This is a genomic window from Streptomyces sp. NPDC004266, from assembly GCF_042874095.1.
GTDB lineage: Bacteria > Actinomycetota > Actinomycetes > Streptomycetales > Streptomycetaceae > Streptomyces.
This window is the reverse complement of record NZ_JBIAMM010000014.1, coordinates 145,811-171,494: the sequence shown is the minus strand read 5'-3', so window position 1 is coordinate 171,494 and position 25,684 is coordinate 145,811. Positions and strand designations below refer to the sequence as shown.

The following is a 25,684-nucleotide window of genomic DNA, read 5'->3' as shown; positions in this document are numbered from 1 at the left end:
CTGCCCACAACGGGGGCACGGGGGTGGGCGCCGCCCCAGCGGGCGTAGCCCGCAACGGCGTGGGGTGTCGTCCGGAAGGTGTCAGCGCTTCAGGAGGTCGCCCAAGGGCGTCGGCGCGTGGTGGACCGACCTGCCCGTGCGGGTCGTCGTGAGCAGCCCCGCCGCCCGAAGCGCCGCCGCGTGCGCCGAGGCCGTCGCGTTGCTGACGCCGAGGCGGCGGGCCAGCTCCGTGGTCGTGCGGGGTTCCGTCAGGACCCGCAGGAGTTCGGCCCGCGTCCGGCCCAGAACCCCCGAGAGCCCGTCCCCGTCGCCGGACGGGACGAGCGGCAGGCCCGCGCCCGCCGGGTAGGCCAGGACCACCGGCCGGTCCGGAAGGTCCTGGACGAGCGGGCCGCCCCGCCAGTGGAAGGTCGGCAGGAGGACGAGGCCGCGCCCGGCGAGCCGCACCTCGCGAGGAGGACCGGGCCATTCCCACACGTCGTCACGCAGCCCCGGCGCCAGGGCCGTCAGCGCCGCCCCCAGGCCCCGCTCGGCGACCGTCAGCGCGTACCGGGTGAACTCCGCCCGGTGCAGGTCCTGGACCAGCGGCCACACGGGCGCCAGAACCGTCTCGTACGCGGCCCGCTGCGCCCGGTCCAGCACCCGCCACGCCTCTCCGTTTCCGGCGCGCAGGTCCCGGATCCACGGCGGCACGGCGCCCTGCCCCGCGTACACCCGTTCCAGTTCGGACCGTACGAACTCCGGCCGGGCCGCCTCCCGGATCAGCGCGAGGCCTTCCTCCCGCGTCTCGCCCAGGACGTCGAGGAAGTGCGGCGCCGCCCCGCCCGGCACCAGGTCCGCGAGCGGCTCGGCCGCGCGCGGCAGGGCGCGCAGCAGCCTGCCCCGCCAGCGCCCGAAGAGCAGCTCCTCGTGCGGGGCGCCGAGCATCATCAGCGCGGCGTGCAGCTCGGGAACGGGGGACGGGCGGGGTGCGAACCGCACCCGCGTGTAGTCCTCCGTCGTGAAGTGGACGCGCAGCAAGCTTCCCCCCGGTTCACCAGCCTTTCGGGTACGGCCTCAACCTTCGCGCCGCACCCCGCCCCGCCCAAGGATGCCGTGCATGACACAGCACCCCGCACCCAGCCGCCGTACCGTCGCCAAGGGCGCCCTCCTCGGCGCCGCCGCCGTCCTGTTCGGCCCCTCCGCCGCCCGGGCGGCGGAGGGGACGGCCTCGCTCCGGCTGCCCGGGCCGACAGGCCCCCACCGAGTCGGCCTCCGCACCTTCGCCCTGACGGACACCTCACGGAGCGACCCGTGGGAGCCCGGTGCCCGGGAGGTGATGATCAGCGTCCTCTACCCGGCCCGTACCGTCCGCGGCTTCCCGCGCGCCCCGCAGCTCACCCCCGCCGAGGCCCGGGAGTTCGCCGGCCTGGCGCCCCTGGTGCACCCCGGTCTTCCCGCCGCCGGCGTCGACTGGGGCGCGGTCCTCACCCACGGGCACGTCGACGCGCCCCCGCTCCCCGGGCGCCGCCCGGTACTGCTGTACACCCCGGGCGGCGGCGACTCCCGGGCCCTCGGGACGACCCTCGCCGAGGACCTCGCGAGCCACGGCCGGGTCGTGGTCCTCGTCGACCACCCCGGCGACGCCAGTCAGGTGGAGCTGCCGAGCGGGATGCGGACGACCGTCCTCCGGGGGGAACCGGACCCGGAGACCTTCCGCACCATGATCGACACCCGGGTCGCGGACCTCCGCCTCGTCCTCGACCGGCTCGGGGACCTGCCCCTCGCCCCCGTCATGGACCTGCGCCGGATCGGCGTGTACGGGCACTCGGCGGGCGGCACCGCCGCCGTCCACGCCCTGGCCGGCGACGACCGGATCACCGCCGGCGTCAACCTGGAGGGCTACCTGGACCTGGACCCGGACCTCGTGGCCGGCCTCGACCGGCCGCTGCTCATGTTCCGTACGGACGGCTTCGCGTCCGCCGCCCGCCTGGAACGCTCCTGGGCCGGACTGCCCGCCCGGCGCGTCCTGCTGACCGACGCCGGCCACTGGGTCTTCAGCGACTACGCGCACCTCGTCCCGCGGCTCCAGGCCGCCGGGCTCGTCACCGCCGGGACCAGGGCCGCGCTCGTCGGGGCGGGGGACACGGCGGCGACGACGGCCCTGGTACGGCACGGGGTGCGGGCCTTCTTCGACCACCGGCTCCGGGCGCCCGCGCCCCCGGCCCGGGCCCGGCGCTCGCCCCAGTAGCCTGGGGGCGTGTTCTCCAGCCTCTCCCGTCCCCGCGCCCTCGCGCTCTGCGCCCTGCCCGTCGCCGCCCTCTTCGCCGTCGTCGGGCTCGCGCCGCTGCCGTACGCGATCGCGCAGCCCGGCTCGACCGCCGACGTGCTCGGCGAGGACAAGGGGCGGGAGGTCATCACCATCACCGGCGCCCCCGTCCGGCCCACCGAGGGGCAGCTGCGGATGACGACGATCATCGCGACCGGGCCGTCCACCGACGTGGACCTCGGCGACGTGGTCGACGCCTGGTTCCGTACCGACCGGGCCGTCCTGCCGCACGACTCCGTCTACCCCTCCGGGAAGTCCGACGCCGAGATCGAGAAGCACAACCTCGGGCAGATGAAGGAGTCGCAGGACGCCGCCACCCTCGCCGCGCTCGGGTACCTGAAGATGGATCCCGCGAAGGTGAAGGTGACCCTGCACCTCGCGGACATCGGCGGGCCCAGCGCCGGGCTGCTCTTCTCCCTCGGCATCGTCGACAAGCTCGAAGGCAACGGGGACGGCGGCGACCTCACCGGCGGCCGGACCGTCGCCGGCACGGGGACGATCGAACCGGACGGCTCGGTCGGCGCGGTCGGCGGGGTCTCCCTGAAGACGCAGGCCGCCGCCCGGGACGGGGCCACCGTCTTCCTCGTCCCGAAGAACGAGTGCTCGGACGCCCTGGCCGAACAGCCGAAGGGCCTGCGGCTGGTGCCCGTCACCGAGCTCAGCGACGCGGTGGCGTCCCTGCGGGCTCTGGAGCAGGGGCAGGAGTCGAAGGTTCCGTCCTGCTGACGTCCTCGGCGGTGCCGTCGGTGGGGCCGGCGGGGCCGGTGGGGCCGGCGGGGCCGGTCCTCCGCGGGGTGTCCATGCCGCGCCAGGCCGGGAAGACCATCGGCGAGAGCGTCGCGAGGAAGTAGAGCGCCCCGATCCCGAGCAGCGTCGCCGTCAGTCCGACCCGCTCGACCAGGAGACCCGCCACGAGCCCGCCCAGCGGGGTCGTGAGCAGCACTCCCGCCGTACTCGCGCCCATGACCCGGCTGCGCAGCTCGTCGGGCACCTGCTCATAGGCGACGGTGGTCAGGATCGGATTGAGGACCCCGACCCCGAACCCCGACGCCGCGAGCGTCACCAGGAGCGGCGCGGTGGTGTCGGTGAGGGCGGCCACCACGTACGGCGGGGCGCCGCCTATCAGGAAGCCCGCCGTGAACACGGCCCGGCGCGGGAAGCGCTCCCCGATCGCCCCGTAGAGCAGGGCGCCCGCCAGGGCACAGCCGGCGAAGACCGAGACGAGCAGTCCCTGCGCGGCGGGTCCGCCGAGCTCCTCCCGGGCGTGGACCGGCAGCAGCACCGAACTCCAGCTCTGGCTGAGGCCGTTGGTCACCATCACCATGACCATGATCCCGAGCATCAGCCGGGCGCGGAACAGGAAGGAGTACCCCTCGCGCAGATCGGCGCGGTAGCGGGCGACGGAGAGGCGGGGGCCCTCGCGCAGCGGCTCCGCCGACGGCACCCCGCGCAGGGTCGCCGTGACGAGCAGCGCGGAGACGGCGAAGGTGGCCGCGTCGACGTACAGCACGGTGCCGGGGCCCATGAACGCGACGAGCAGGCCGGCGATCGCGGCACCCGTCATCCGGGCCCCGCGCGCCACCGCGTCGTACAGGCTGGCGGCCCGGGTGAGCGAGGTCCCGGCGCGCCCGGTCAGGTCGGGGACGAGCACGTGCCGGGCCATCTCGCCGGGCGCGTGGAACAGGCCCGTGACCGCCATCAGCGCGCAGAGCATCCAGAACCGGAGGAGGCCGGTCTGGTGCAGGAGCGGGATCGCGGTGAGCGCGAGGCCGCAGACCAGGTCGGACGTGATGCTGACCCGCCGGCGCCCGAGGCGGTCGATGACCGGGCCGCCGGCGACGGCGGCGAGCACGACGGGGACGGCCGCGAAGAAGGCGACCAGTCCGGCCTTTCCGGGGCTTCCCGTGGTCTCCAGCGCGAACCACGGGACGCCGATGAGCGTGAGCGAATTGCCGGTGACCGAGACGGCGTTGGCGGCCAGGACGCCGGCCAGCGGAGTGCGGTCGTTCTGTTCCGTCGTCACGTGGTGTCCCCCCGATCCCCCCCGGTCCGGTCACGCGGCCAGTGCGGCCGGGCGGTCGGCGGGTGCGACCAGTCGCAGGCCCAGCTCGACGAGCCTCCAGCCCAGTTGGGCGCGGAGGGCGGGGACGCGTGAGGGGGCGTCCGGTCGGACGGCGGCGGCCTCGTGCCGGAGCTCCTCGGCGGTCAGCGCGTGCAGCTGGAGATGGATGTCGGCATGCATGATGCGGGTCCTTCCGTGGGTGCGGGCGGTGACGGGGCGGTGCGATGCGGTGCGATGCGGTGCGGTGCGGTGCGGGTGGGGCTGGATCAGTCCTCGCGCTGCGGGAACGCGTGGAAGTGGATCCGTACGCGCTCCGCGTCCGGGTCGTCCTTCTCCGCGATGTCCTGGTACGACTCGATGAGCGCGTGTATCCGCCCGTCGAGCTCGCGCAGCTTCTCGGCCGGAAGGCGCAGCGTGAAGTCGCTCATGTCGGAGGCGCCGAGCCAGCTCTCGTGCCAGTCGTGCCGGGTGCCGAGGTAGGTGTTCAGCTCCTGGGTGTGGATGTTCGCGATCTCGTGGGTGTAGACCGCGATGGCGCCCCGGACCTCCGGGTCCGGGTTCTTGTAGAGGGACTCGTCGAACGTCGTGGTCTGCAGGACCGCCTTCCACCAGCGCTCCCGGCCCTTGCCGAGCGCCGGGTCGTCCTCGACGAAGCCGTGGGCCGCGAGCTGGCGCAGGTGGTAACTGGTCGCACCGCTGGACTCGCCGAGCCGCTCGGCCAGTTGGGAGGCGGTGGCGGGACCGCTCCGGCGCAGGACGCGCAGCAGCTGGATCCGGAGCGGGTGGGCGAGCCCGCGCAGGGAGCGCGGGTCCAGGGCGTTGCTCAGGTGCTCTTCGGGCTCGGACATACCTGAATCGTAGAGTTGCAAAGAAGGAGTTGCAAGAGGTTCTTTGCAACTCCTTCTTTGCAGAGTCTTCTTTGCGCACCTCTCCCCGTGTCGCTCTCTCCGCACACCTCTCCGCGTGCCTCTCCGCGCACCTCTCCGCGTGGCTCTCCTGGCGCCTACTCGCCCGCCGCCTGCTCCACCAGCGGGATGATCCGCAGCGGAACCGGGTTCTCCATCACGATCGCCGTCGACGCCCGCACGATCCCCTCGAAGGCCACCACCTTGTCGATCACCCGCTGCAGGTCCGCGTTCGAGCGGGCCACGAGCCGGCAGAGCATGTCGCCGTGGCCCGTCGTCGTGTGCAGCTCCAGGACCTCCGGCACCGTCGCCAGATGGCCCCGCACGTCGGCGCCCTGGCCCTGCTTGATCTCCAGGGTCGCGAAGGCCGTCACCGGATACCCGAGCGCCGCCGGGTCCACCTGCGGACCGAACCCGCGGATCACCCCGCTCGCCTGGAGCCGGTCCAGGCGCGCCTGCACCGTGCCGCGCGCCACCCCCAGGCGCCGGGAGGCCTCCAGGACCCCTATGCGCGGCTCGCGCGCGAGGAGCGCGATCAGCCGGCCGTCCAAATGATCGATCGCCACAGCGGCCTCCCCATGGTCAGGATGTACAAGTCGCACGGCCATACTCGCCGGTCGCTGTACAGCTTGACCAGTGGATCAGCGAACTCTTGCGCACCTTGCCGAACGGCGGGACATTGCTGCCATGACTGAGACCATCGATCACACCCCTTCCACCGCGCGTGAGGCCGATCCCTTCCCGGTCAAGGGAATGGACGCGGTCGTCTTCGCCGTCGGCAACGCCAAGCAGGCCGCGCACTACTACTCCACGGCCTTCGGCATGAAGCTGGTCGCCTACTCCGGACCGGAGAACGGCAGCCGCGAGACCGCCAGTTACGTCCTCACCAACGGCTCGGCCCGTTTCGTGTTCACCTCCGTCATCAAGGTCTCGACCGACTGGGGCCGCTTCCTCGCCGAGCACGTCGCCGAGCACGGTGACGGCGTCGTCGACCTGGCGATCGAGGTGCCGGACGCGCGCGCCGCGTACGCCTACGCCGTCGAGCACGGCGCCACCGGCATCACCGAGCCCTACGAGCTGAAGGACGAGAACGGCACCGTCGTCCTCGCCGCCATCGCCACGTACGGCAAGACCCGTCACACCCTCGTCGAGCGCTCCGGCTACGACGGCCCGTACCTGCCGGGCTTCGTCTCCGCCAAGCCGATCGTCGAGCCCCCGGCCAAGCGGACCTTCCAGGCCATCGACCACTGCGTCGGCAACGTCGAGCTCGGCAAGATGAACGACTGGGTCGGCTTCTACAACAAGGTCATGGGCTTCACGAACATGAAGGAGTTCGTGGGCGACGACATCGCGACCGAGTACTCGGCGCTGATGTCGAAGGTCGTCGCGGACGGCACCCTCAAGGTGAAGTTCCCGATCAACGAGCCGGCGATCGCGAAGAAGAAGTCGCAGATCGACGAGTACCTCGAGTTCTACGGCGGCGCCGGCGTGCAGCACATCGCCCTCGCCACCAACGACATCGTGGCCTCCGTGCGGACGATGCGGGCCGCGGGCGTGCAGTTCCTCGACACCCCCGACTCGTACTACGACACGCTCGGCGAGTGGGCGGGCGAGACGCGCGTGCCCGTCGAGACCCTGCGCGAGCTGAAGATCCTCGTCGACCGCGACGAGGACGGCTACCTGCTGCAGATCTTCACCAAGCCGGTCCAGGACCGTCCGACCGTCTTCTTCGAGATGATCGAGCGTCACGGGTCGATGGGCTTCGGCAAGGGCAACTTCAAGGCGCTGTTCGAGGCGATCGAGCGGGAGCAGGAGAAGCGCGGCAACCTCTAGCCGCCGCGCACGAAGGGGCCCCGGGACCAGTTCCCCCGGGGCCCCGCCCGTTGTGGGCGCCCGCCTCCCCGTTGTGGGCTGCGCCCGGCGGGGCGGTGCCCACCCCTCGCGTCTCCCCGTTGTGGGCAGGCGTTCGGCAAGGGGCGGAACGGGTGGGCACAACGGAACGGCGCCTTTGCCGGCGCCAGAGGCTTCAGTGCCTGAACCCGCACCGGCAGGTACGGCACACACGCGGTGCGGGTCCAGGCGCGGAACGCGGAGGCGCCGCGAAAGGGCGCCGTCCCGTGTGCCCACCCGTCCCGCCCCAGCGGGACGATTGCCCACACGGCGGGTGGCGGAAGGGGCACCGCCCCGCAGGGCGCGGCCCGCCGTAGTTGACCGGTCCCGGCCCACGCGGGGGATGGGCCGGGGCCGGTCAGGTGCGGCGGGGTGACGTCGGCTTCGGGCGGAGTTCCGGGGGGAGGTCGTTCGGGAGTTCGCCCAGCGCCGTCAGGGCCCCCTCCGCCCGCCGGGCGTGCAGCGGGGAGAACTCCGGGTTGATCCGCAGGGCCTCCGCCAGGTGACGGCGGGCGGGGCCGGACTGTTCGAGCGCCCGCTCGATCTCGCCCCGGTGGTACGCGAAGAGCGCGCTCCGCAGCCCCTCCTCCGTGGCGATCTTCGCGTATCCCAGCGCCTCCTTCGACGCCCCCGAGCGGTGCAGGGCCCATCCCAGCGCGTCCGCCACCCGCACCGAGCGATGGCCCCGCGCCCACTCCGCCCGCATCCGGACGGCCGCCGCCGCCGGGTCGCCGTGGTCCGCGTCGAGCAGCCCGAGCGTCACCTCCGCGTCCGCCCACGTGCCCGTCCGCAGCCGCTCGTACAGGGCCCGCGCGTCCCCGTCGAGGCCCAGCGACTCGTACAGTTCGCCCGCCTCCAGGAGGTACTCCGGCAGCGGCAGCCGGGCCAGGGCCGCCCGCCAGTCGCGCACCGCCTCGTCCGTGCGGCCGAGGGCCGCGAGCGCGCGGGCCCGGCCCGCGAGGGACGGCCCGTGGTCCCGTACGAGCCGCAGCGCCGCCCCGAACCGCCCGAGGGCCTCCTCCGGTTCGCCCCGCTCCCACGCCAGGTCCCCGAGCCGCGCGAGGGCCGCCGCCTTCTCCGTGTCCGTCTCCGCGAGCGCCGCCGCGTCGAGGGCCGCCGCGTCGGCGTCCTCGCGCCAGCCCCGGTCGCGGTAGGTCTGCGCGGCCCTGGCCCGCACCACCGCGCCCGCGTGGAGCTCCTCCAGGCTCTCCATGGCCTTCTGGGCCGCCCCGTACTCCCCGAGGCCGTTGTACGCGTCCATCAGGACCGGGTACACGGGCCATCGGCGCGGGTCGGCCTTCCGCACCCGCTCGCCCCACTCCTTGGCCGTCTTCCAGTCGCCCCGCGCCCCGGCGAGCGCCCCGAGCCCCAGCTGCGCGTCCAGGTTGCCGCGTGCGGCGGGCCGTTCGGCGAGCGAGCGGCGCAGTGCCCGCTCGGCCCGGGGATAGTCCCGTACGTCTCCGAGCCGGCTGCCCCGCTCCGTGTACGCCGCGCCCAGCTCGGCCCAGGAGGCCTCGTCGTCCGGATGGGCCCGCAGCCACTTCTCCCGGTCGGTGATCAGCGCGGCCAGGTCCGGCAGCGCGGCCTGCGCGCCCGCGTGGGCCGCGATCACCGCCCGCTCCGCCGGCCCCGGCGGGGGCGGCGGGCCCTGCCCGGCGAACTCCGGGACGTACAGCAGCGCCGCCGCCGCGAGCACCGCGCCCACCCCGGCCGCCAGGACCGTCCTCGACACGTTCTCGGTCTTCATGGCGCTCACTGTGCGCCCGCCTCCGCCTGTACGAAGAGCACACGAAGGGCTCGCTCCGGCGGGTTCACACCGATGGCCCCGAGTGCCACGCTGGACGCATGGACGATCTTCAGAAGGACGATCTTCATCGGCTCCACGAGGCCCTCAGGGCCGGACTCCCGGCCGAGGCGCTGCTCACCGATCCGGACGTGACGGCCTCCTACGCGCGCGACATGGCGAGTTTCTGCGCGGCCGGCGCCCCCGCGGCCGTCGTGCTCCCGCGCACGGTCGAACAGGTCCGGCACGTCATGCGCACCGCGACCGAACTCCGCGTCCCCGTCGTCCCGCAGGGCGCCCGCACGGGCCTGTCAGGCGGCGCCAACGCCTCCGACGGCTGCATCGTGCTCTCCCTCGTCAAGATGGACCGCATCCTGGAGATCAACCCGGTCGACCGGATCGCCGTCGTCGAACCGGGCGTCGTCAACGCGGTGCTGTCCCGTGCCGTCGCCGAACACGGCCTGTACTACCCGCCCGACCCCTCCAGCTGGGAGACCTGCACCATCGGCGGGAACATCGGCACCGCCTCCGGCGGCCTGTGCTGCGTCAAGTACGGGGTCACCGCCGAGTACGTGCTCGGTCTGGACGTCGTCCTCGCCGACGGGCGGCTCCTGCGCACCGGCCGGCGTACGGCGAAGGGGGTCGCCGGATACGACCTGACCCGGCTCTTCGTCGGCTCGGAGGGCAGTCTCGGGATCGTCGTCGGGGCCGTGCTCGCGCTCAAGCCGCAGCCGCCGGCGCAGCTCGCGCTCGCCGCCGAGTTCCCCTCCGCGGCCGCCGCCTGCGAGGCCGTCTGCGCGATCATGGAGCGCGGCCACACCCCGTCGCTGCTCGAACTCATGGACCGCACCACCGTCCAGGCGGTCAACAAGCTGGCGCACATGGGGCTGCCGGACACCACCGAGGCGCTGCTCCTGTGCGCCTTCGACACCACGGACCCGGCCGCCGACCTCGCCGCGGTGGGGGAGGTGTGCACGGCGGCGGGCGCCACCGAGGTCGTCCCGGCCGCGGACACCGCCGAGTCCGAACTCCTCCTCCAGGCGCGCCGGCTCTCCCTGACCGCCCTGGAGACGATCAAGTCCGCGACGATGATCGACGACGTGTGCGTGCCGCGCACGCGGCTCGCCGAGATGCTCGACGGCACGGCGGCGATCGCGGACAAGTACCGCCTGACGATCGGCGTCTGCGCGCACGCGGGCGACGGCAACACCCATCCCGTCGTCTGCTTCGACCACACCGACGAGGACGAGTCGCGGCGGGCGCGGGAGTCCTTCGACGAGATCATGGCGCTCGGGCTCGCGCTCGGCGGCACGATCACCGGCGAGCACGGCGTGGGCGTCCTCAAGAAGGAGTGGCTGGCACGGGAACTGGGGCCGGTCGGTCTGGAGCTGCAGCGCGGGATCAAGGCCGCCTTCGACCCGCTGGGGCTCCTCAACCCCGGAAAACTCTTCTGAATCCATCGGATCCACGCGCCCGCGTACGGGGCTCACAGCTCGCCGTCCTGGGACTCGTCCGACGGCCACGGGTCGCGCAGCCACAGCTCGTCGGCGACCACGGTGGTCGCCAGGAGCTCCGCGAGCCCGTCGTCGAGGCCGAGCCGCTCGGACTCGGTGCCCGGCGGCACCGTGCGCAGGGTCCGCTCCAGCCAGGCGGACACCTGCGCGGACGGGGCTTCGAGCAGGGCGTCGCCGTCGGGGGAGGAGAGGGCCATCAGGATGACGCTGCGGCCCTCGACCTTCGTGGGCCAGATGCGGACGTCCCCGTGACCGCAGGCCCGGAAGACGCCCTCGACGAGCAGCTCGCGCGCGAAGGTCCAGTCGACGGGGTGGTCCGTGCCGATGTGGAAGGTGATGTGGACGGCGTACGGGTCGTCGGTCCGGTAGGCGAGCCGGGCGGGGACGGCGACGGAGCGCTCGGGGGAGAGCACCAGCTTCAGCTCCAGCTCGCGCTCGACGGTGGTGTTGTCGGTGTTCTGCATGGCCGTGCTCCTTCTCGCGGACGGGCCCCGGATGGGCCTTCACCCGGAGAGAGAGGGGTGGACGCGGTTCATTACGCGACTTCGGGAAGTTTTTTCCGGGAAGTTTTTCCGGGGGGTCCGCCGGGCAGGATGCAACGGCCCGAACATCACGGGGAGTGATCGGTTCCGGTGCGCGTCCCCCCGAAGGCGGGCTTTCTCGTGGGCTCTTTGTTCCCTCGGGGACGTTCTTCGTTACTGTCCTCCTTGGGTGCGGCACGCCCGGCGCGCTGCCGTGCGGATCAAAGGCGTTGTGACTGAACGGAGTCGGGGCAGTGGCTACTCCTCCTGGAGGCGGCGGAGAGGTACCGCAGGCGGGGTACTACCCGGACCCGTCCATTCCCGGGTACATCCGGTACTGGAACGGGGGCGCGTGGGTTCCCGGCACGAGCCGGCCCGCCCCCGCGGACGGCGAGGTCCCGCCGCATCCGCCCGCCTCGGCGATCCCGGCCGGTCCGATCCTGGCCTCCGGCCCGGCCCCGGCCCCGGCCGTGACACCGGCGACCGTCGCGCCCGCGCAGCCGGCGGCCTCCGTCCGGTCCGCCGCGCCCGCGCAGTCGGCCGCGCCCGCCGCGGCGGCCCCGGCGCAGGTGCAGGCACCCGCGCAGGTGCAGGCCCCCGCGCACGTGCCCGCCCAGGCGCAGCCCCCCGCCTCCACGCCCGCCCCCGCTCCCGTGCCCACGGTGGAGGAGACCGGGCCCGTCTTCCTCGACGAGGAGCCGCTCGCGCCGGAGCCCGCGTCGGCCTGGCAGGCGGACTCCTCCCGTCAGACCGGCTTCGGCGGCGACCTCGACCAGAAGGTCTCCTGGGGCACGCCCCGCACACCCGACCCGCGCACGCCGGCGGAGTGGCCGGTGGCGGGCGGGAGCGAGCCGGAGGAGGAGCGCCCCGCCGCCCAGGCCTCCGCCGCTCCCGCGCCCGCCGCCCAGGCGCCCGCCGCCCAGTCGGCCAACGCCCCGGCGCCCGCCGTGGACCCCCGGGCGACCGGGGGAGCGGCACGCCTCGGAGGCATGCCGGTCACCCCGATCCCGACCCCCTCGCCGGCACCCCAGCCCCACCCGGCCCCGGCCCAGCCCCAGCCTCCCGTCGCGGCGGCCCCGGCCCCCACGCCGACGACGCCGTCCACCCCCTCCACCCCCTCCTGGGCCCAGCAGCCCCACCCCCAGCCGCAGGCTCAAGTCCAGCCCCCGCAGCAGCCCCAGGAGCAGCAGCCCGTCCTCCCGTGGAAGCCGCCCGTCGAAGACGTGTTCCAGCAGGCGGCCCGCGCGCAGGCCGCCGCACGTCCCGCCGGGCTCGGCAGGCGGCTGGTCGCCCGGCTGATCGACAGCGTCGTCCTGGGCGCGCTGGTCGGCGCGGCCTCCGTGCCCTTCGTGACCGCGGCCGTCGACCACATCGAGGAGAAGATCGAGGCGGCCAGGCAGTCCGGCACCACCGTCCAGGTCTGGCTGCTCGACTCCACGACCTCCGTCCAGTTCGGCATCGTGCTCGCCTCGCTGTTCGTCCTCGGTGTCCTGTACGAGGCGCTGCCCACCGCCAAGTGGGGCCGCACCCTGGGCAAGAAGCTGTGCGGGATCGAGGTGCGGGACATCGAGGCGCACGAGCCGCCGACGTTCGGGAAGGCGCTCCGCCGCTGGCTCGTCTACAGCGTCCTGGGGCTCCTGGCCATCGGGATCGTCAACGTCCTGTGGTGCCTCTTCGACCGTCCCTGGCGCCAGTGCTGGCACGACAAGGCGGCCCGCACCTTCGTCGCGCGCTGAGCGAGGGCCGTCCCCCGAACGGGCGGTGATTCCTTGCGGGGCCGTCCCGCCCGGGATGCACTGCCCCCATGAGCACCGACCAGCCGCCGCCCGGCCAGCCGCCCGAGGACGACCCCTTCAGCAAGAGGCCTCCGGAGCCGCCGCCGGGAGGCCCGCCCCCGGGAGAGCCGCCCCCGGGAGGGCCGCCCCCGGGAGGGCCACCGCCGGGAGGCCCGCCGCCGGGAGGCCCGCCGCCGGGTGGCCCGCCGCCGGGGAGCCCGTACGACTCCCCGTACGGCGGCGGCTCCCCGTACGACAACATGCCCCCGCCCCCGTACGGCAGCGGGTACGGCGGGGGTTACGGCGGAAACGATCCGCTCTCCGGGATGCCGCCGCTCGCGGAGACGGGCCGGCGCGTCCTCGCCCGGCTGATCGACTGGGTGATCATCGCGGTGCCGCTCGCGATCATCGGCATCCCCTTCGACATCTACCAACGGGCGACCCGGGACGGCAACGACTTCGGGGACACGGTCAACAGCCTCAACGGCGGCAGCCAGCTCGTCTTCCAGCTCATCACGATCGTCGCGTACGTCGCGTACGACACCGTGCTGACGGCCAAGAACGGCCAGACCATCGGCAAGAGGCTGATGAAGCTGCGGGTCGCGATGCTCAACGACGGGACGACGCCGCCGATGAGCCAGTCGCTGCTGCGCGCCGTCGTGCTCTGGCTTCCCGCGCTGATCTGCTGCGCCTGTCTGTGGCCGCTGCTGATCCTGATCCTGATCGTGGTCGACAAGCCGTACAAGCAGGGTCTGCACGACAAGGCGGCGAAGACGGTCGTCGTCACCGTCCCCCGGTAGGGACGACGACGCGGAAAAACGGACGAAGCGTCACGAACCGATCCGGGTGTCGATCCCCGCGCTCACGCGCTGGGCGGGCACCCGGATCTCTTCGTCCACGGGGGTATTGACGGGCCGCCCGCGCCCCGGCATCGTCACCGCCACGAGGGCGCCGAGCAGCAGGCCCGCGGCGCAGATCACCGCGATGCCCGGGGTCGTCGTCGTGCCGGAGAGCAGCAGCAGGGCGACGGTCGTGAGGACGACGGTGGCCGAACCGTAGGTGAGCTGTGCGGCGTTCGGACGCTGCATGACAGGTACCGCCCCTCGAGACTTCGGTTCGACTCTACGACGGTGGATGCCCGGAGGGTGTGACAGGTAAGCGTGACCTTACCCACGGCGCCGGTGCACGGGGGGCGCACGGGGTCACGGAAACGTCAATCTTCCTTCACCGCGCGCCTGCCAAGTGTTCGATAATCGGAAAACGGATCCTGCATAGTGCAGTTGACCCGTGCAAGTCAAGATCTGTCTTTTCTGGCCCCACTCCGGTCGAATGTCGTCACTTGTGACGCGCGACCCCGCCGGACGGACACCCCACCTTCGGTCCGAGGGCGTGGGCGCCGGGGAGGACAACATCAAGTGACCAACAGACGACGGGCGATCAGAGCGTCCGCAGTCGTCGTGGCGCTCGCGGCCACCGCCGCCACCGCCTCGACCTTCACCACCGCCTGGGCCGACAACCACGGCAGCGTGACGCCGGCCGGCATCCAGACCGTCGACAAGACGACGGTCGACCACGACCTCGAGGGCCCCTACAGCGACCAGCAGGAGCAGCAGCGCAAGGCTGCTCTGGAGCGGGTCCTGAACGGCGACGCCAAGGTCGAGAACCGCGGCGGCTCCCAGGTCGTCAAGCTCGGCGCCAAGAAGTACGTCGAGCTGGGCCGCGAGAAGACCGACAAGATCTTCACCATCCTCGTCGAGTTCGGCGACCAGGTGGACAACACCACCCTGATCGACCGCAAGGACGACGACACGCCGGAGCTCAAGCCGAAGTACGGCGGCACGCCCGGCCCGCTGCACAACGCCATAGCCCAGCCCGACCGTGCGAACGACAACTCCACGGCCTGGCAGGCGGACTACAACCAGCAGCACTTCCAGGACCTGTACTTCGGCACCGGCAAGGACAAGAAGGGCCAGCCGAAGCACTCCCTGAAGACCTACTACGAGCGCACCTCGTCCGGCCGTTACTCGGTCGACGGCACGGTCTCCGACTGGGTCAAGGTCCCGTACAACGAGGCCCGTTACGGCTCGAACTACTGCGGCCAGACCAACTGCGCCAATGTCTGGGACACCGTCCGCGACGGTCTCACCGCCTGGGTCGCCGACCAGAAGGCCAAGGGCCAGACCGACGCCCAGATCAAGGCCCAGCTGGCCTCGTACGACCAGTGGGACCGTTACGACTTCGACGGCGACGGCAACTTCAACGAGCCCGACGGCTACATCGACCACTTCCAGCTCGTGCACGCGGGCGAGGACGAGTCGGCCGGCGGCGGCGCCGAGGGCAAGAACGCCCTGTGGGCCCACCGCTGGTACGCCTACGGCACCAACGCGGGCAAGACCGGTCCGGCGAACAACAAGGCCGGCGGCACCCCGATCGGCGACACCGGCATCTGGGTCGGCGACTACACGATGCAGCCGGAGAACGGCGGCCTCGGCGTCTTCGCGCACGAGTACGGCCACGACCTCGGTCTGCCGGACCACTACGACACCGCGGGCGGCGAGAACTCCACCGGGTTCTGGACCCTCATGTCCTCCGGCTCCTGGCTCGGCCAGGGCAAGGACGCCATCGGCGACCTGCCCGGCGACATGAGCGCCTGGGACAAGCTCCAGCTCGGCTGGCTGAACTACGCCAAGGTCAACGACTGGCAGCGCTCCACCAAGACCACCCACAAGCTGGGCGTCTCGGAGTACAACACCAAGAACCCGCAGGCGCTCGTCGTCGAGCTGCCGAAGAAGAAGGTCACCACCGACATCGTGGCTCCCGCCGAGGGCGCCTCGCAGTGGTGGAGCAACATGGGTGACGACCTCAAGAACACCCTGACCCGCTCCGTCGACCTCACGGGCAAGACGTCCGCCTCCCTGGAGCTCCAGGGCTGGTACGACATCGAGCTGGACTACGACTACCTCTACGCCGAGGTGTCGACGGACGGCGGCGCCAACTGGACGGCCCTGAACGGCACCGCCGACGGCGTGGCCATCCCGAAGGACGCCTCCGGCGCCCCGGCGCTGACCGACGTGTCGGGCACGCACAAGAAGCTCGTCTACGACCTGAACGCGTACGCGGGCAAGAAGTTCGACCTCCGCTTCCGCTACCAGACGGACGGCGGCGCGGGCGGCAAGGGCTTCACCGCCGACGCCATCACGCTGACCGCCGACGGTGCCGCCGTCTTCTCGGACAACGCCGAGAACGGTGACAACGGCTGGGTCGCCAAGGGCTTCTCGCGGGTCGGCAAGGGCTTCACGAAGGAGTACGAGCAGTACTACATCGCGGAGAACCGCCAGTACGTCTCGTACGACTCCACCCTCAAGACCGGCCCGTACAACTTCGGGTTCACGGGTGACAAGGCCGGCTGGGTCGAGCACTACGCGTACCAGAACGGTCTGCTCATCTGGAAGTGGGACCTGTCCCAGAAGGACAACAACACCTCCCAGCACCCGGGCGCCGGTCTGGTCCTCCCGATCGACTCGCACCCGAGCCCGCTGAAGTGGTCCAACGGCGAGCTCATGCGCAACCGTGTCCAGGCGTACGACTCGCCGTTCACGATCGCTCGCACGGAGGGCTTCCAGCTGCACAACAAGGGCGTCGCCACCTGGGTCCCGTCCCAGGCCGGCAACCCGACCTTCGATGACAGCAAGGGCGTCTACTGGTTCGCCGAGAACCCGCGCGCCGGTGTCCAGGTAACTGACACCAACACCAAGATCCAGGTCGTCAAGGAGCCGAAGGATGGCCAGACGATCACGGTTCAGGTCGGTCCCTCGACCAAGTAATTGGTAAAATCGCAGGTCAAAGCATGATCGGCCGTCGCCCTCTAGCGGGCGGCGGCCGTTCGTGTTTAGGTGCGTCTGACGCGGTTCTTATTGACATCTGATCCACGGGGGAGTGGTTCCGCATGCCCAACGGAGGGTTCTGCAAACTGCCGGGAGGCAGTGTGGTCGTCGCCATAGGGCTGCCCAGCCCGGCCGGCGACGGCGCCACCGTCCGCTTCCTGGTCCACGCCGCCAACCGTGCCCGCGCCCTGACCAGGCTGCGGAACCTGGGGCTGCGGGCGGTCTACCTCCGCGGCAACTCCGAGCCGCCCACCCCGGACGAGGTCACCGCGGTCCTGCACCACCCGGACGGCCTGCTGTGGAGGTCCACCCCGGGCGCCGCCCAGGAGCTCTGGCACCCCGTGCGGTCCCTCCCGAAGGCGCCGGCCGCCTGATCCGGGAGCCCGATCCCGGACCCGGACCTATGCGACGACCGGCTTGCCCGTCATCCGCACGCCCGCCGCCCGGAGCTCCTCCAGGGCCCGGTCCGTGGTCTCCTCGGCCACGCCGGCCGTCAGGTCGAGCAGGACGTGGGTCCGGAAACCCTCCCGGGCCGCGTCCAGGGCCGTGGCCCGGACGCAGTGGTCGGTGGCGATGCCGACCACGTCGACCTCGGTGACGTCCCGCGAGCGCAGCCAGTCCGCGAGGGTCTCCCCGTTCTCGTCGAGCCCCTCGAAGCCGCTGTACGCCGCCGAGTACGCGCCCTTGTCGAAGACGGCGTCGATCGCCCCGCTCGCGACGGCGGGCGCGAAGTTCGGGTGGAAGCCGACGCCCTCCGTGCCGGCCACGCAGTGCACCGGCCAGGAGGACACGTAGTCAGGGTCCTCGCCGGCCGGGGCGAAGTGCTCGCCCGGGTCGACGTGGTGGTCGCGGGTGGCGACGACGTGCCGGTAGGAGGTGCCCGCCGTCTGGCCCACCAGGTCGGTGATGGCGGCGGCGACGTCCGCGCCGCCGGTCACCGCGAGGCTGCCGCCCTCGCAGAAGTCGTTCTGAACGTCCACAACGATCAATGCGCGGTGCATGGCGGGTGTCCTTAGCGGGTCGGGAGGGAATTCTTCGAGCCTAGAGACTTCCCCCTCCCGGCGGGAGGGGGCGTCACCGAGGACTCCTGTGTGCGCGGGGTCAGGCGTACTCGGTCGGCAGGACCGCCTCGCCGCGCGACAGCTGCATCGCCGACATCGGCAGCCCCGCGCGGGCCGCGATGTGCCGGGCCCTGGCGGCCTCCAGGGGCTCCCGGGCCACCACGTCGCCGCCCTTGACCAGCTCGACGAGCAGCTGGTGCCCGGCGAGCTCCGGCGGGACCGGGCCGGTGCCCACGACCTCCGCCTCGGCGACCCCGTACGCGTCGGGCCGGCGCGCCGCCCACTTGCGGCCGCCGACGGAGGCCTTGCCGCCCAGCGACTTCTTGGCCACCGGCACCAGGGGCGCCTTCGGGTCGGCCGAGGCGGCCCGGGCGACCAGCTTGTAGACCATGGAGCAGGTCGGGTGGCCGCTGCCGGTGACCAGCTGCGTGCCTACCCCGTACGCGTCGACCGGGGCCGCCGCCAGCGAGGCGATGGCGTACTCGTCGAGGTCCGAGGTGACCACGATCTTCGTGTCCCGGGCGCCCAGCCCGTCGAGCTGCGCCCGCACCCGGTGGGCGACGAGCAGCAGGTCGCCGGAGTCGATCCGCACGGCCCCCAGCTCGGGTCCGGCGACCTCGACGGCGGTACGGACGGCCTCGGCCACGTCGTACGTGTCGACGAGCAGGGTCGTGCCGCGTCCCAGGGTCTCCACCTGGGCCCGGAAGGCGTCCCGCTCGCTGTCGTGGAGCAGGGTGAAGGCGTGGGCGGAGGTGCCGACGGTCGGGATGCCGTAGCGGAAGCCGGCCGCGAGGTCCGAGGTGGAGTCGAAGCCGCCGACGTAGGCGGCGCGGGAGGCGGCGACGGCCGCCAGCTCGTGGGTGCGGCGGGCGCCCATCTCGATCAGGCGCCGCCCGCCGGCGGCGGCGGACATGCGGGAGGCGGCGGCCGCGATGGCCGAGTCGTGGTTGAGGATCGAGAGGATCACGGTCTCCAGGAGCACGCACTCCGCGAAGGAGCCCTCGACGCGCAGCACGGGGGAGCCGGGGAAGTACACCTCGCCCTCGGGGTAGCCCCAGATGTCGCCGGAGAAGCGGTAGCGGGCGAGCCATTCCAGGGTCGGTTCGTCGACGATGGAGCGCTCCCGCAGGAAGCCCAGGACGGCGGGGTCGAAGCGGAAGTTCTCGACGGCGTCCAGGACCCGGCCGACGCCCGCGAGGACGCCGTAGCGCCGCCCCTCGGGCAGCCGCCGGGTGAAGACCTCGAAGACGGAGCGCCGGTCGGCGGTGCCGGCCCGCAGGGCCGCCTGGAGCATGGTCAGCTCGTACTGATCGGTGAAGAGCGCGGTCGACGGCACGTCCACCGGCAGCCCAAGGTCCGCAGCGTTCATGTGGGCGATGCTAGCGCAGAAATCGTCAGAGTGACGATTTCTATCGCGAGGAGCGCGCCACGGGGGTGCGGCCGTTCGATCGGCACGGGTGCGCCACGAGCGCGCCCCGTTTGCGCGACCGCCCCCCAGGGGTGACAACATGGGGTGAGTGAGCGTCGCGCCTATTGAGATCGAACGTACGGAATCGGCCGAGGAGGTCTCCGCGGTCGTCGAACCCGACGTGCCCTGGGTGACCCTCGTGCACAACGATCCGGTCAACCTGATGAGCTATGTGGAGTACGTCTTCCAGTCGTACTTCGGATACTCCAAGGACAAGGCGCACAAGCTGATGCTCGACGTGCACAACAAGGGCCGCGCGGTGGTCTCCAGCGGCACCCGCGAGGAGATGGAACGGGACGTGCAGGCGATGCACGGCTACGGCCTGTGGGCGACCCTCTCCCAGGACCGCTTCTGATGGCCGGGCAGTTCGAGGCCCTCCCGGGCGGTGGCGCGGCCGTCGCGCTCGACGACGTCGAGATCTCCATCCTCCGCTCCCTCGCCGTCCAGCTCATGGAGCTGATCGGCCCGGGCGACGAGCCCGCCGCGGACGAGGACCCGCTGGCCGCGCTCTTCGCCGAGGGGCCGAGCGAGCCGCCGTCCGACCCCGCCCTCCGTCGCCTCTTCCCCGACGCGTACGGGGACGACAGCGAGGAGCTGCGCGCGGCCGCGTCCGACTTCCGCCGCTACACCGAGAACGACCTGCGGACCCGCAAGCGCGAGGACGCCCTCGCGGTCGTGCGCGCCCTGGACTCCCTGTCCGCCGAGGTGGCGGGGGAGGGCGGCGCGGTCCTGAAGCTCACCCCGGACGAGTCCCGGTCCTGGCTCGGCGCGCTCAACGACCTCCGGCTGACCATCGGCACCCGCCTGGAGGTCACGGACGACGAGGACAGCGAGCAGCTGTACCGGCTGCCGGACTCCGATCCGCGCAAGCCCATGGTGATGGCGTACCTCTGGCTGGGCGCGCTCCAGGAGTCCCTCGTCTCGACCCTGATGCCGTAGGGCCACCCCCCTCAAGGGGGTGTTCGCTCAGCGGACGCTCAAATCCGGATAACGAATGCGTTATCAGAGCGTCCTCCTGGCCATCTTGTGCACCCTTTGTCCGTATTTTTTTGTGGTGTGCGCCACATCCAACTCCGTCGATCACCCCCCACCTCGTGATAAATCTTCACGACCACTCGGGCACGCCACCCCTGTTCCCGAGGGCGCTTGGACCGGCTGACCGCCGGTAGCACTCCATCCACATCCGGGGGGATCAGGATCTGATCCGCGGCAGACGCACTCGCAGTCGCGCGGATCAGCATGGAGAAAGGCGCACCACCATGACCTCAGTGCAGGTCGACAAGCAGCACGACGGCAATGAGGCCGCGGACTCCGCCTCGGGCGAGGGTTACCACCGGGCACTCGGCGCCCGCCAGATCCAGATGATCGCGATCGGCGGCGCCATCGGCACCGGGCTCTTCCTCGGCGCGGGCAAGGGGATCTCCATCGCGGGACCCAGCCTGATCCTCGCGTACGCCGTCGCGGGCCTCGTCATCTTCTTCATCATGCGGGCGCTCGGCGAGCTCCTCATGTACCGCCCGGTGTCGGGCTCCTTCTCGGAGTACGCCCGGGAGTTCATCGGCCCCTTCGCGGGCTTCGCGACCGGCTGGACGTACTGGCTCTTCTGGGTCGTCACCGGCATCACCGAGGTCACCGCCGCGGCCACCTACATGACGTACTGGTGGGACATCCCGCAGTGGCTCTCCGCCCTCGTCTTCACCGTGATCCTCTACGGCGCCAACCTGATCTCCGTGAAGCTCTTCGGTGAGCTGGAGTTCTGGTTCTCCATGGTCAAGGTCACCGCGATCGTCGGCATGATCCTGATCTGCGCCGGCATCCTCACCCTCGGCTTCTCCGACGCCGGCGCCACCGCCTCCGTCACCCACCTGTGGGACCTCGGCGGCTTCTTCGCCGGCGAGGACGGCATCTTCTCGACCCTGATGACCCTCCAGATGGTCATGTTCGCCTTCCTCGCCGTCGAGCTGGTCGGCGTCACCGCCGGCGAGTCGAAGGACCCGAAGACGGTCCTGCCGAAGGCGATCAACACCGTGCCGTGGCGCATCGCCGTCTTCTACGTCGGCGCGCTGATCATGATCCTGTCGGTCGTCCCGTGGACCGCGTTCAAGCCGGGCGTCAGCCCGTTCGTCGCGGCCTTCGAGAAGATGGGCCTCGGCATCGGCGCCGCCATCGTCAACTTCGTCGTCCTGACGGCGGCCCTGTCCTCCTGCAACTCGGGCATGTACTCCACCGGCCGCATGCTGCGCGACCTCGCGCTCAACGGCCAGGGCCCGAAGGTCTTCACGAAGCTCACGAAGTCCGGCACCCCGCTGGTCGGCACCACCGTCTCGGCCGCGCTGATGATGGTCGGCGTCTGGATCAACTACCAGTGGCCCGGCGACGCCTTCAACTACGTCGTCTCCTTCGCCACCATCTCCGGCATGTGGGCCTGGATCGTCATCCTGGTCTGCCAGATCCGCTACCGGCTCAAGGCCGACCGCGGCGAGCTGCCCCAGTCCTCCTTCAAGGCCCCCGGCGGCATCTGGTTCAGCGTCTTCTCGCTCGCCTTCATCGGGATGGTCGTCGTGACCATGGGCATGGACAAGGACAACCGGGTCGCGCTGTACGGCGCTCCGGTCTGGGGCCTGATCCTCGCCGTCTCCTACCTGGTCCTCAAGGCCCGCAACCCCCAGGGCGCGGCCTTCGCCAAGCGAGACTGACCCCTCTGACCTGCACGGTCTCAGCATCCGGGCCGTTCCGTACCAAACACCGGTACGGAACGGCCCGTCTGCTTATCCTGTCGGCATGCTGACCATCACCCAGGCCCTGTACGACCAGATCGTGGAGCACTCCCGCGCGGACCACCCCGACGAGGCCTGCGGCGTGGTCGCGGGCCCCGTCGGCAGCGGACGCCCCGAGCGGTTCATCCCGATGCTCAACGCCGCCCGCTCGCCCACCTTCTACGAGTTCGACTCCGGGGACCTGCTCAAGCTCTACCGCGACATGGACGACCGGGACGAGGAGCCCGTCATCGTCTACCACTCGCACACCGCGACCGAGGCCTACCCGTCCCGCACGGACATCTCGTACGCGAACGAGCCGAACGCCCACTACGTCCTCGTCTCCACCGCCGACACCGACGGCGCCGGCCCCTTCCAGTTCCGCTCCTACTCGATCGTCGAGGGCGTCGTGACCGAGGAAGAGGTCAAGGTCGTCGAGGCGTACGAGTAAGAAGCGGTACGAGTGAGGCGCGGCGCCGGCGGACCCTACGAGCAGGACGTCGTCCGGAAGCGCGCCGCATAGGCGGAGGGCGTCACCCCGACATGCCGGGCGAACGCCCTCCGCAGGCTCTCGTCACTGCCGAGCCCGCTCCGCGCCGCCGCCCCCGTCACACTCGCCCCGCCCTCCAGCAGCATCCGCGCCGCCTCCACCCGCACCCGCTCCACGTACCCCGCGGGCGTCGCCCCCACCTGCTCGCGGAACAGCCGCGCCAGATGCCGGGCGCTCACCCCCGCCCGCCGGGCCAGAGCCGGCGCGCTGTGGTCGGCCGCCGGATCCGCCGCGACCGCGTCCAGGAGCGGGCGCACCACCGGGTGCCGGGTCGGGGGAGTCCGCGAGGCCGCCGAGAACTGCGACTGCCCGCCCGGCCGCTGGAGGAACACCACCAGGTCCCGCGCCACCGCCCGGGCCGCCTCCGGCCCCCGGTCCTCCTCCACGAGCGCCAGGCACAGGTCGATCCCGGCCGTCACCCCCGCCGAGGACCACACCTCCCCGTCCCGCACGTGGATCGCGTCCGCGTTCACCTCGACCGCCGGATACCGCAGGGCGAGGGCCCCCGCGTGCTCCCAGTGGGTCGCCGCCCGGCGCCCGTCGAGCAGCCCCGCCGCCGCGAGCGCGAACGCCCCCGTGCACACGGACGCCACCCGGCCCGAGCGCGCCGCGAGCCCCGCCACCTCCGGAGCGACGGCCACGCACCGCTCCACGTCCACCGCCCCGGGCACGATCAGCGTGTCCGCGCCGAGCACCTCCCCGGCCGCGCGGTCCGCGCCGATCCGCAGTCCGCACGAGGTACGTACGCCCCGCCCGTCCGGCGTGCACACCCGCACCCCGTAGCCGGACCCGGCCGTCGAGAACACCTCCAGGGGCGCGGAGACGTCGAGCAGCCGGACCCCGTCGAAGGCGAACACCCACACGTCGTGCGTCGTCGTCATGTGTCCGATTCTGTGGGATGCCCGTCCCCGAGGACATGGCGGGTCCACGGCCCCGGCGGCGAGGCTGGTCCCGTGAACCCGATGACGCTCGTCCCCGACAGCAAGCTCGCCACCGCCGCCACCGAACTCGTCCGCGACACGACGAGCGAGCTGATCTACGACCACTCCCGCCGCGTCTACCTCTTCGGCGCCCTCCAGGGCCGCGCCCGCGGCCTCGCCTTCGACCCCGAACTCCTCTACGTCGGCGCCATGTTCCACGACCTCGGCCTCGGCGCGGCGCACCGGACCAGCGGCCGTCGCTTCGAGGTCGACGGAGCCGAGGAGGCGGCCGCCTTCCTCCGCTCCCACGGCGCCGACGAGGACGCCGTCCGCCGCGTCTGGACCGCGATCGCCCTCCACACCACCCCCGGCATCCCCGGATTCATGGAGCCCGAGGTCGCCCTCGTCACCGCCGGCGTCGAGTACGACGTCCTCGGCATCGGCTACGACGACCCCGCCGCCGTCACCCCCGAGGACCGCGCCGCGATCGTCGCCGCCCACCCCCGTCCCGACTTCAAGCGTCGCATCCTGGACGCCTTCGCGGACGGCATCGCGCCCAGACCGGGCACCACCTTCGGCAACGTCAAAGCCGACGTCCTGCGCCATTTCGTGCCCGGATTCGTCCCCGGGGACTTCGTGACGACGATCCGGGACTCCGCCTGGCCCGAGTGAAGGGAGCCCTCCACTTGCCAGGTCCGCCAGTCGGGCAGAAAGTATCCACGATGTGAGATCACATTCCGGAACCCGGACCGGGAATCGATACGATGAGCCCATGGTTTCCCACGACGTGAGCGAAGAGACTCCGAGCACCACCCTGCTCGCTGCGTTCGCTGGCGCTCTCTCCGCCTCCGCTCTTCTCGGGGCCTTCGGAGGCGGAGCGGCACGCCTGCACGTCGACCTGTGCCGCCTCGCCAGCGCGATCTGTACCTCACGCGCTGCGCTCTGAGCGACCGGCCGAGCGCCCTCACCGTACGACCCCCTCCGCGCGGGGCCACAGAAGCGCGCCCATCACGCCACTTCCGACAGGAGAGCCCACGCCATGGCCATCGAGGTCCGCATCCCGACCATCCTCCGCACCTACACCGACGGCGAGAAGGCCGTCGAGGGCCAGGGCGGGACCCTCGCCGAGCTCTTCGCCGACCTGGAGACCCGCCACAACGGGATCGAGGCGCGCATCGTGGACGGCGGCAAGCTCCGCCGCTTCGTCAACGTCTACCTGAACGACGAGGACGTCCGCTTCCTCGACGGCATCGACACCAAGCTCGCCGACGGCGACAACGTCACGATCCTGCCGGCCGTCGCCGGCGGCATGGTCTGATCCACATGCGTTACGACTCCTCGCTGGCCGCGGTCGGCAACACGCCGCTGGTCCGCCTCCCCCGGCTCTCGCCCTCGGACGACGTCCGGATCTGGGCGAAGCTGGAGGACCGCAACCCCACCGGCTCGGTCAAGGACCGCCCCGCGCTCCACATGATCGAGCAGGCGGAGAAGGACGGCCGCCTCACCCCCGGCTGCACCATCCTGGAGCCGACCAGCGGCAACACCGGCATCTCCCTCGCCATGGCCGCCAAGCTCAAGGGCTACCGCATCGTCTGCGTCATGCCCGAGAACACCAGCGAGGAGCGCCGCCAGCTGCTCGCCATGTGGGGCGCCGAGATCATCTCGTCCCCCGCTGCCGGCGGATCGAACACGGCCGTGCGGGTCGCCAAGGAGCTCGCCGAGCAGCACCCCGACTGGGTGATGCTCTACCAGTACGGCAACCCGGACAACGCGGGCGCCCACTACGCCACCACCGGCCCCGAGATCCTCGCCGACCTCCCCTCCATCACCCACTTCGTCGCCGGCCTCGGCACGACGGGGACGCTGATGGGCGTCGGCCGCTACCTCCGCGAGCACAAGCCCGACGTCAAGATCGTCGCCGCCGAACCGCGCTACGACGACCTCGTCTACGGCCTGCGCAACCTCGACGAGGGCTTCGTACCCGAGCTGTACGACGCCTCCGTCCTCACCACCCGCTTCTCGGTCGGCTCCGCCGACGCGGTCACCCGCACCCGCGAACTCCTCCAGCAGGAGGGCATCTTCGCGGGCGTCTCCACCGGTGCCGCCCTGCACGCGGCCATCGGCATCGGCAAGAAGGCGCTCAAGGCGGGCGAGTCCGCCGACATCGCCTTCGTCGTCGCGGACGGCGGCTGGAAGTACCTGTCGACGGGCCTCTACACGGCCAGGACGACGGAAGAGGCGATCGAGGCGGTCCAGGGCCAGCTCTGGGCCTAGCCCCCCCGCCGCC

General features: G+C 72.0%; 27 protein-coding genes. 16 read left to right on the top strand and 11 right to left on the bottom strand.

The features are described from left to right. Positions 1–81 precede the first annotated feature (81 nt). Positions 82–1,020: a helix-turn-helix domain-containing protein gene (locus ACFYUZ_RS29790; RefSeq protein ID WP_389314388.1), complete on the bottom strand. Its 939-nt coding sequence runs from the start codon at positions 1,018–1,020 to the stop codon at positions 82–84. 79 nt (positions 1,021–1,099) lie between these two features. Between ACFYUZ_RS29790 and ACFYUZ_RS29785 the strand changes: the two genes are divergently transcribed. Both ACFYUZ_RS29785 and ACFYUZ_RS29780 read left to right on the top strand, forming a co-directional pair. Then, positions 1,100–2,230 carry an alpha/beta hydrolase family protein gene (locus ACFYUZ_RS29785; protein WP_389314386.1) on the top strand — a complete coding sequence of 377 codons (1,131 nt, stop codon included), beginning with the start codon at positions 1,100–1,102 and terminating at the stop codon, positions 2,228–2,230. A 9-nt stretch (positions 2,231–2,239) separates the two neighbouring features. After that, positions 2,240–3,034, top strand: a complete 795-nt coding sequence (locus tag ACFYUZ_RS29780) for a S16 family serine protease (RefSeq protein ID WP_389314384.1) — start codon at positions 2,240–2,242, stop codon at positions 3,032–3,034. On the opposite strand, the gene ACFYUZ_RS29775 is transcribed toward ACFYUZ_RS29780, so the two are convergent. From ACFYUZ_RS29775 to ACFYUZ_RS29760, 4 genes are all read right to left on the bottom strand, one after another. Beyond that, on the bottom strand, positions 2,967–4,331 hold the full coding sequence (locus ACFYUZ_RS29775; RefSeq protein ID WP_389314382.1) for an MFS transporter: 1,365 nt from the start codon (positions 4,329–4,331) through the stop codon (positions 2,967–2,969). The two genes, ACFYUZ_RS29780 and ACFYUZ_RS29775, sit on opposite strands and share 68 nt — an antisense overlap. 30 nt (positions 4,332–4,361) lie before the next feature. Beyond that, a complete protein-coding gene (locus ACFYUZ_RS29770; protein WP_389314380.1) occupies positions 4,362–4,550 on the bottom strand; it encodes a hypothetical protein in 189 nt (62 codons plus the stop codon). An 86-nt stretch (positions 4,551–4,636) separates the two neighbouring features. Then, a complete protein-coding gene (locus ACFYUZ_RS29765) occupies positions 4,637–5,218 on the bottom strand; it encodes an ArsR/SmtB family transcription factor (RefSeq protein ID WP_389314378.1) in 582 nt (193 codons plus the stop codon). 155 nt (positions 5,219–5,373) lie between these two features. Further along, positions 5,374–5,841, bottom strand: a complete 468-nt coding sequence (locus tag ACFYUZ_RS29760; RefSeq protein ID WP_389314376.1) for an Lrp/AsnC family transcriptional regulator — start codon at positions 5,839–5,841, stop codon at positions 5,374–5,376. Between the two features lie 121 nt (positions 5,842–5,962). On the opposite strand from ACFYUZ_RS29760, the gene hppD reads away from it, so the two are divergent. Continuing rightward, a complete protein-coding gene (hppD, locus tag ACFYUZ_RS29755; protein WP_389314374.1) occupies positions 5,963–7,108 on the top strand; it encodes a 4-hydroxyphenylpyruvate dioxygenase in 1,146 nt (381 codons plus the stop codon). Positions 7,109–7,523: 415 nt separating this feature from the next. Here hppD and ACFYUZ_RS29750 read toward each other — a convergent pair whose 3' ends face one another. After that, positions 7,524–8,912, bottom strand: coding sequence for a tetratricopeptide repeat protein (locus tag ACFYUZ_RS29750; protein ID WP_389314372.1), 1,389 nt, complete (start codon positions 8,910–8,912; stop codon positions 7,524–7,526). A 98-nt stretch (positions 8,913–9,010) separates the two neighbouring features. On the opposite strand from ACFYUZ_RS29750, the gene ACFYUZ_RS29745 reads away from it, so the two are divergent. After that, complete coding sequence (locus ACFYUZ_RS29745; RefSeq protein ID WP_389314370.1) at positions 9,011–10,402, top strand: FAD-binding oxidoreductase; 1,392 nt, start codon at positions 9,011–9,013, stop codon at positions 10,400–10,402. 32 nt (positions 10,403–10,434) lie between these two features. On the opposite strand, the gene ACFYUZ_RS29740 is transcribed toward ACFYUZ_RS29745, so the two are convergent. Continuing rightward, on the bottom strand, positions 10,435–10,926 hold the full coding sequence (locus ACFYUZ_RS29740; protein WP_389314368.1) for an SsgA family sporulation/cell division regulator: 492 nt from the start codon (positions 10,924–10,926) through the stop codon (positions 10,435–10,437). Positions 10,927–11,237: 311 nt separating this feature from the next. Between ACFYUZ_RS29740 and ACFYUZ_RS29735 the strand changes: the two genes are divergently transcribed. After that, positions 11,238–12,719: an RDD family protein gene (locus ACFYUZ_RS29735; RefSeq protein ID WP_389314366.1), complete on the top strand. Its 1,482-nt coding sequence runs from the start codon at positions 11,238–11,240 to the stop codon at positions 12,717–12,719. A gap of 68 nt (positions 12,720–12,787) precedes the next feature. Then, complete coding sequence (locus ACFYUZ_RS29730; protein ID WP_389314365.1) at positions 12,788–13,558, top strand: RDD family protein; 771 nt, start codon at positions 12,788–12,790, stop codon at positions 13,556–13,558. Between the two features lie 30 nt (positions 13,559–13,588). On the opposite strand, the gene ACFYUZ_RS29725 is transcribed toward ACFYUZ_RS29730, so the two are convergent. Next, the gene (locus ACFYUZ_RS29725) at positions 13,589–13,846 is read right to left on the bottom strand and encodes a hypothetical protein (protein ID WP_389314363.1); all 258 of its coding nucleotides are present in this window, start codon (positions 13,844–13,846) and stop codon (positions 13,589–13,591) included. A gap of 327 nt (positions 13,847–14,173) precedes the next feature. Here ACFYUZ_RS29725 and ACFYUZ_RS29720 point away from each other — a divergent pair, with 327 nt between their 5' ends. Together ACFYUZ_RS29720 and ACFYUZ_RS29715 are read left to right on the top strand one after the other, a co-directional pair. Next, a complete protein-coding gene (locus ACFYUZ_RS29720; protein ID WP_389314361.1) occupies positions 14,174–16,582 on the top strand; it encodes an immune inhibitor A domain-containing protein in 2,409 nt (802 codons plus the stop codon). Positions 16,583–16,704: 122 nt separating this feature from the next. Further along, positions 16,705–17,016 (top strand): hypothetical protein, encoded by a 312-nt coding sequence (locus tag ACFYUZ_RS29715; protein WP_389314359.1) that lies wholly within the window; start codon positions 16,705–16,707, stop codon positions 17,014–17,016. Between the two features lie 27 nt (positions 17,017–17,043). Here ACFYUZ_RS29715 and ACFYUZ_RS29710 read toward each other — a convergent pair whose 3' ends face one another. Further along, complete coding sequence (locus tag ACFYUZ_RS29710; RefSeq protein ID WP_389314357.1) at positions 17,044–17,643, bottom strand: isochorismatase family protein; 600 nt, start codon at positions 17,641–17,643, stop codon at positions 17,044–17,046. A gap of 100 nt (positions 17,644–17,743) precedes the next feature. Continuing rightward, complete coding sequence (locus tag ACFYUZ_RS29705; RefSeq protein ID WP_389314356.1) at positions 17,744–19,072, bottom strand: nicotinate phosphoribosyltransferase; 1,329 nt, start codon at positions 19,070–19,072, stop codon at positions 17,744–17,746. Between the two features lie 148 nt (positions 19,073–19,220). Here ACFYUZ_RS29705 and clpS point away from each other — a divergent pair, with 148 nt between their 5' ends. The 4 genes from clpS to ACFYUZ_RS29685 all read left to right on the top strand — a co-directional run bounded on the left by clpS (position 19,221) and on the right by ACFYUZ_RS29685 (position 22,378). Then, positions 19,221–19,526, top strand: a complete 306-nt coding sequence (gene clpS, locus ACFYUZ_RS29700) for an ATP-dependent Clp protease adapter ClpS (RefSeq protein WP_041129438.1) — start codon at positions 19,221–19,223, stop codon at positions 19,524–19,526. Then, positions 19,526–20,110 carry a DUF2017 domain-containing protein gene (locus ACFYUZ_RS29695; protein WP_389314354.1) on the top strand — a complete coding sequence of 195 codons (585 nt, stop codon included), beginning with the start codon at positions 19,526–19,528 and terminating at the stop codon, positions 20,108–20,110. The genes clpS and ACFYUZ_RS29695 overlap by 1 nt, the downstream gene beginning before the upstream one ends. A gap of 320 nt (positions 20,111–20,430) precedes the next feature. Then, positions 20,431–21,867 (top strand): amino acid permease, encoded by a 1,437-nt coding sequence (locus ACFYUZ_RS29690; protein WP_389314352.1) that lies wholly within the window; start codon positions 20,431–20,433, stop codon positions 21,865–21,867. A gap of 85 nt (positions 21,868–21,952) precedes the next feature. Then, positions 21,953–22,378, top strand: coding sequence for a Mov34/MPN/PAD-1 family protein (locus tag ACFYUZ_RS29685; protein ID WP_389314350.1), 426 nt, complete (start codon positions 21,953–21,955; stop codon positions 22,376–22,378). Positions 22,379–22,413: 35 nt separating this feature from the next. Here the strand turns inward: ACFYUZ_RS29685 and ACFYUZ_RS29680 are convergent, their stop codons facing one another. Beyond that, positions 22,414–23,358 carry a GlxA family transcriptional regulator gene (locus ACFYUZ_RS29680; protein WP_389314348.1) on the bottom strand — a complete coding sequence of 315 codons (945 nt, stop codon included), beginning with the start codon at positions 23,356–23,358 and terminating at the stop codon, positions 22,414–22,416. 81 nt (positions 23,359–23,439) lie between these two features. On the opposite strand from ACFYUZ_RS29680, the gene ACFYUZ_RS29675 reads away from it, so the two are divergent. The 4 genes from ACFYUZ_RS29675 to ACFYUZ_RS29660 all read left to right on the top strand — a co-directional run bounded on the left by ACFYUZ_RS29675 (position 23,440) and on the right by ACFYUZ_RS29660 (position 25,671). After that, positions 23,440–24,069 (top strand): HD domain-containing protein, encoded by a 630-nt coding sequence (locus tag ACFYUZ_RS29675; RefSeq protein ID WP_389314514.1) that lies wholly within the window; start codon positions 23,440–23,442, stop codon positions 24,067–24,069. A 100-nt stretch (positions 24,070–24,169) separates the two neighbouring features. Next, on the top strand, positions 24,170–24,343 hold the full coding sequence (locus ACFYUZ_RS29670; protein WP_389314346.1) for a putative leader peptide: 174 nt from the start codon (positions 24,170–24,172) through the stop codon (positions 24,341–24,343). Between the two features lie 93 nt (positions 24,344–24,436). Next, the gene (locus ACFYUZ_RS29665; protein ID WP_389314344.1) at positions 24,437–24,715 is read left to right on the top strand and encodes a MoaD/ThiS family protein; all 279 of its coding nucleotides are present in this window, start codon (positions 24,437–24,439) and stop codon (positions 24,713–24,715) included. A 5-nt stretch (positions 24,716–24,720) separates the two neighbouring features. Further along, on the top strand, positions 24,721–25,671 hold the full coding sequence (locus ACFYUZ_RS29660) for a PLP-dependent cysteine synthase family protein (protein WP_190160209.1): 951 nt from the start codon (positions 24,721–24,723) through the stop codon (positions 25,669–25,671). The last annotated feature ends 13 nt before the right edge of the window (positions 25,672–25,684 follow it).

What these genes read in the sequence shown, in the direction of transcription:
- ACFYUZ_RS29725 (WP_389314363.1), bottom strand. Translation starts at nt 13,846, where the DNA reads ATGCAGCGTCCGAACGCCGCACAGCTCACCTACGGTTCGGCCACCGTC.
- ACFYUZ_RS29675 (WP_389314514.1), top strand. Translation starts at nt 23,440, where the DNA reads ATGACGCTCGTCCCCGACAGCAAGCTCGCCACCGCCGCCACCGAACTC.
- ACFYUZ_RS29690 (WP_389314352.1), top strand. Translation starts at nt 20,431, where the DNA reads ATGACCTCAGTGCAGGTCGACAAGCAGCACGACGGCAATGAGGCCGCG.
- ACFYUZ_RS29685 (WP_389314350.1), top strand. Translation starts at nt 21,953, where the DNA reads ATGCTGACCATCACCCAGGCCCTGTACGACCAGATCGTGGAGCACTCC.
- ACFYUZ_RS29785 (WP_389314386.1), top strand. Translation starts at nt 1,100, where the DNA reads ATGACACAGCACCCCGCACCCAGCCGCCGTACCGTCGCCAAGGGCGCC.
- ACFYUZ_RS29730 (WP_389314365.1), top strand. Translation starts at nt 12,788, where the DNA reads ATGAGCACCGACCAGCCGCCGCCCGGCCAGCCGCCCGAGGACGACCCC.
- ACFYUZ_RS29770 (WP_389314380.1), bottom strand. Translation starts at nt 4,550, where the DNA reads ATGCATGCCGACATCCATCTCCAGCTGCACGCGCTGACCGCCGAGGAG.
- ACFYUZ_RS29715 (WP_389314359.1), top strand. Translation starts at nt 16,705, where the DNA reads ATGCCCAACGGAGGGTTCTGCAAACTGCCGGGAGGCAGTGTGGTCGTC.
- ACFYUZ_RS29740 (WP_389314368.1), bottom strand. Translation starts at nt 10,926, where the DNA reads ATGCAGAACACCGACAACACCACCGTCGAGCGCGAGCTGGAGCTGAAG.
- ACFYUZ_RS29765 (WP_389314378.1), bottom strand. Translation starts at nt 5,218, where the DNA reads ATGTCCGAGCCCGAAGAGCACCTGAGCAACGCCCTGGACCCGCGCTCC.
- ACFYUZ_RS29705 (WP_389314356.1), bottom strand. Translation starts at nt 19,072, where the DNA reads ATGAACGCTGCGGACCTTGGGCTGCCGGTGGACGTGCCGTCGACCGCG.
- ACFYUZ_RS29660 (WP_190160209.1), top strand. Translation starts at nt 24,721, where the DNA reads ATGCGTTACGACTCCTCGCTGGCCGCGGTCGGCAACACGCCGCTGGTC.
- ACFYUZ_RS29710 (WP_389314357.1), bottom strand. Translation starts at nt 17,643, where the DNA reads ATGCACCGCGCATTGATCGTTGTGGACGTTCAGAACGACTTCTGCGAG.
- hppD (WP_389314374.1), top strand. Translation starts at nt 5,963, where the DNA reads ATGACTGAGACCATCGATCACACCCCTTCCACCGCGCGTGAGGCCGAT.
- ACFYUZ_RS29750 (WP_389314372.1), bottom strand. Translation starts at nt 8,912, where the DNA reads ATGAAGACCGAGAACGTGTCGAGGACGGTCCTGGCGGCCGGGGTGGGC.
- ACFYUZ_RS29670 (WP_389314346.1), top strand. Translation starts at nt 24,170, where the DNA reads ATGGTTTCCCACGACGTGAGCGAAGAGACTCCGAGCACCACCCTGCTC.
- ACFYUZ_RS29695 (WP_389314354.1), top strand. Translation starts at nt 19,526, where the DNA reads ATGGCCGGGCAGTTCGAGGCCCTCCCGGGCGGTGGCGCGGCCGTCGCG.
- ACFYUZ_RS29745 (WP_389314370.1), top strand. Translation starts at nt 9,011, where the DNA reads ATGGACGATCTTCAGAAGGACGATCTTCATCGGCTCCACGAGGCCCTC.
- ACFYUZ_RS29680 (WP_389314348.1), bottom strand. Translation starts at nt 23,358, where the DNA reads ATGACGACGACGCACGACGTGTGGGTGTTCGCCTTCGACGGGGTCCGG.
- ACFYUZ_RS29665 (WP_389314344.1), top strand. Translation starts at nt 24,437, where the DNA reads ATGGCCATCGAGGTCCGCATCCCGACCATCCTCCGCACCTACACCGAC.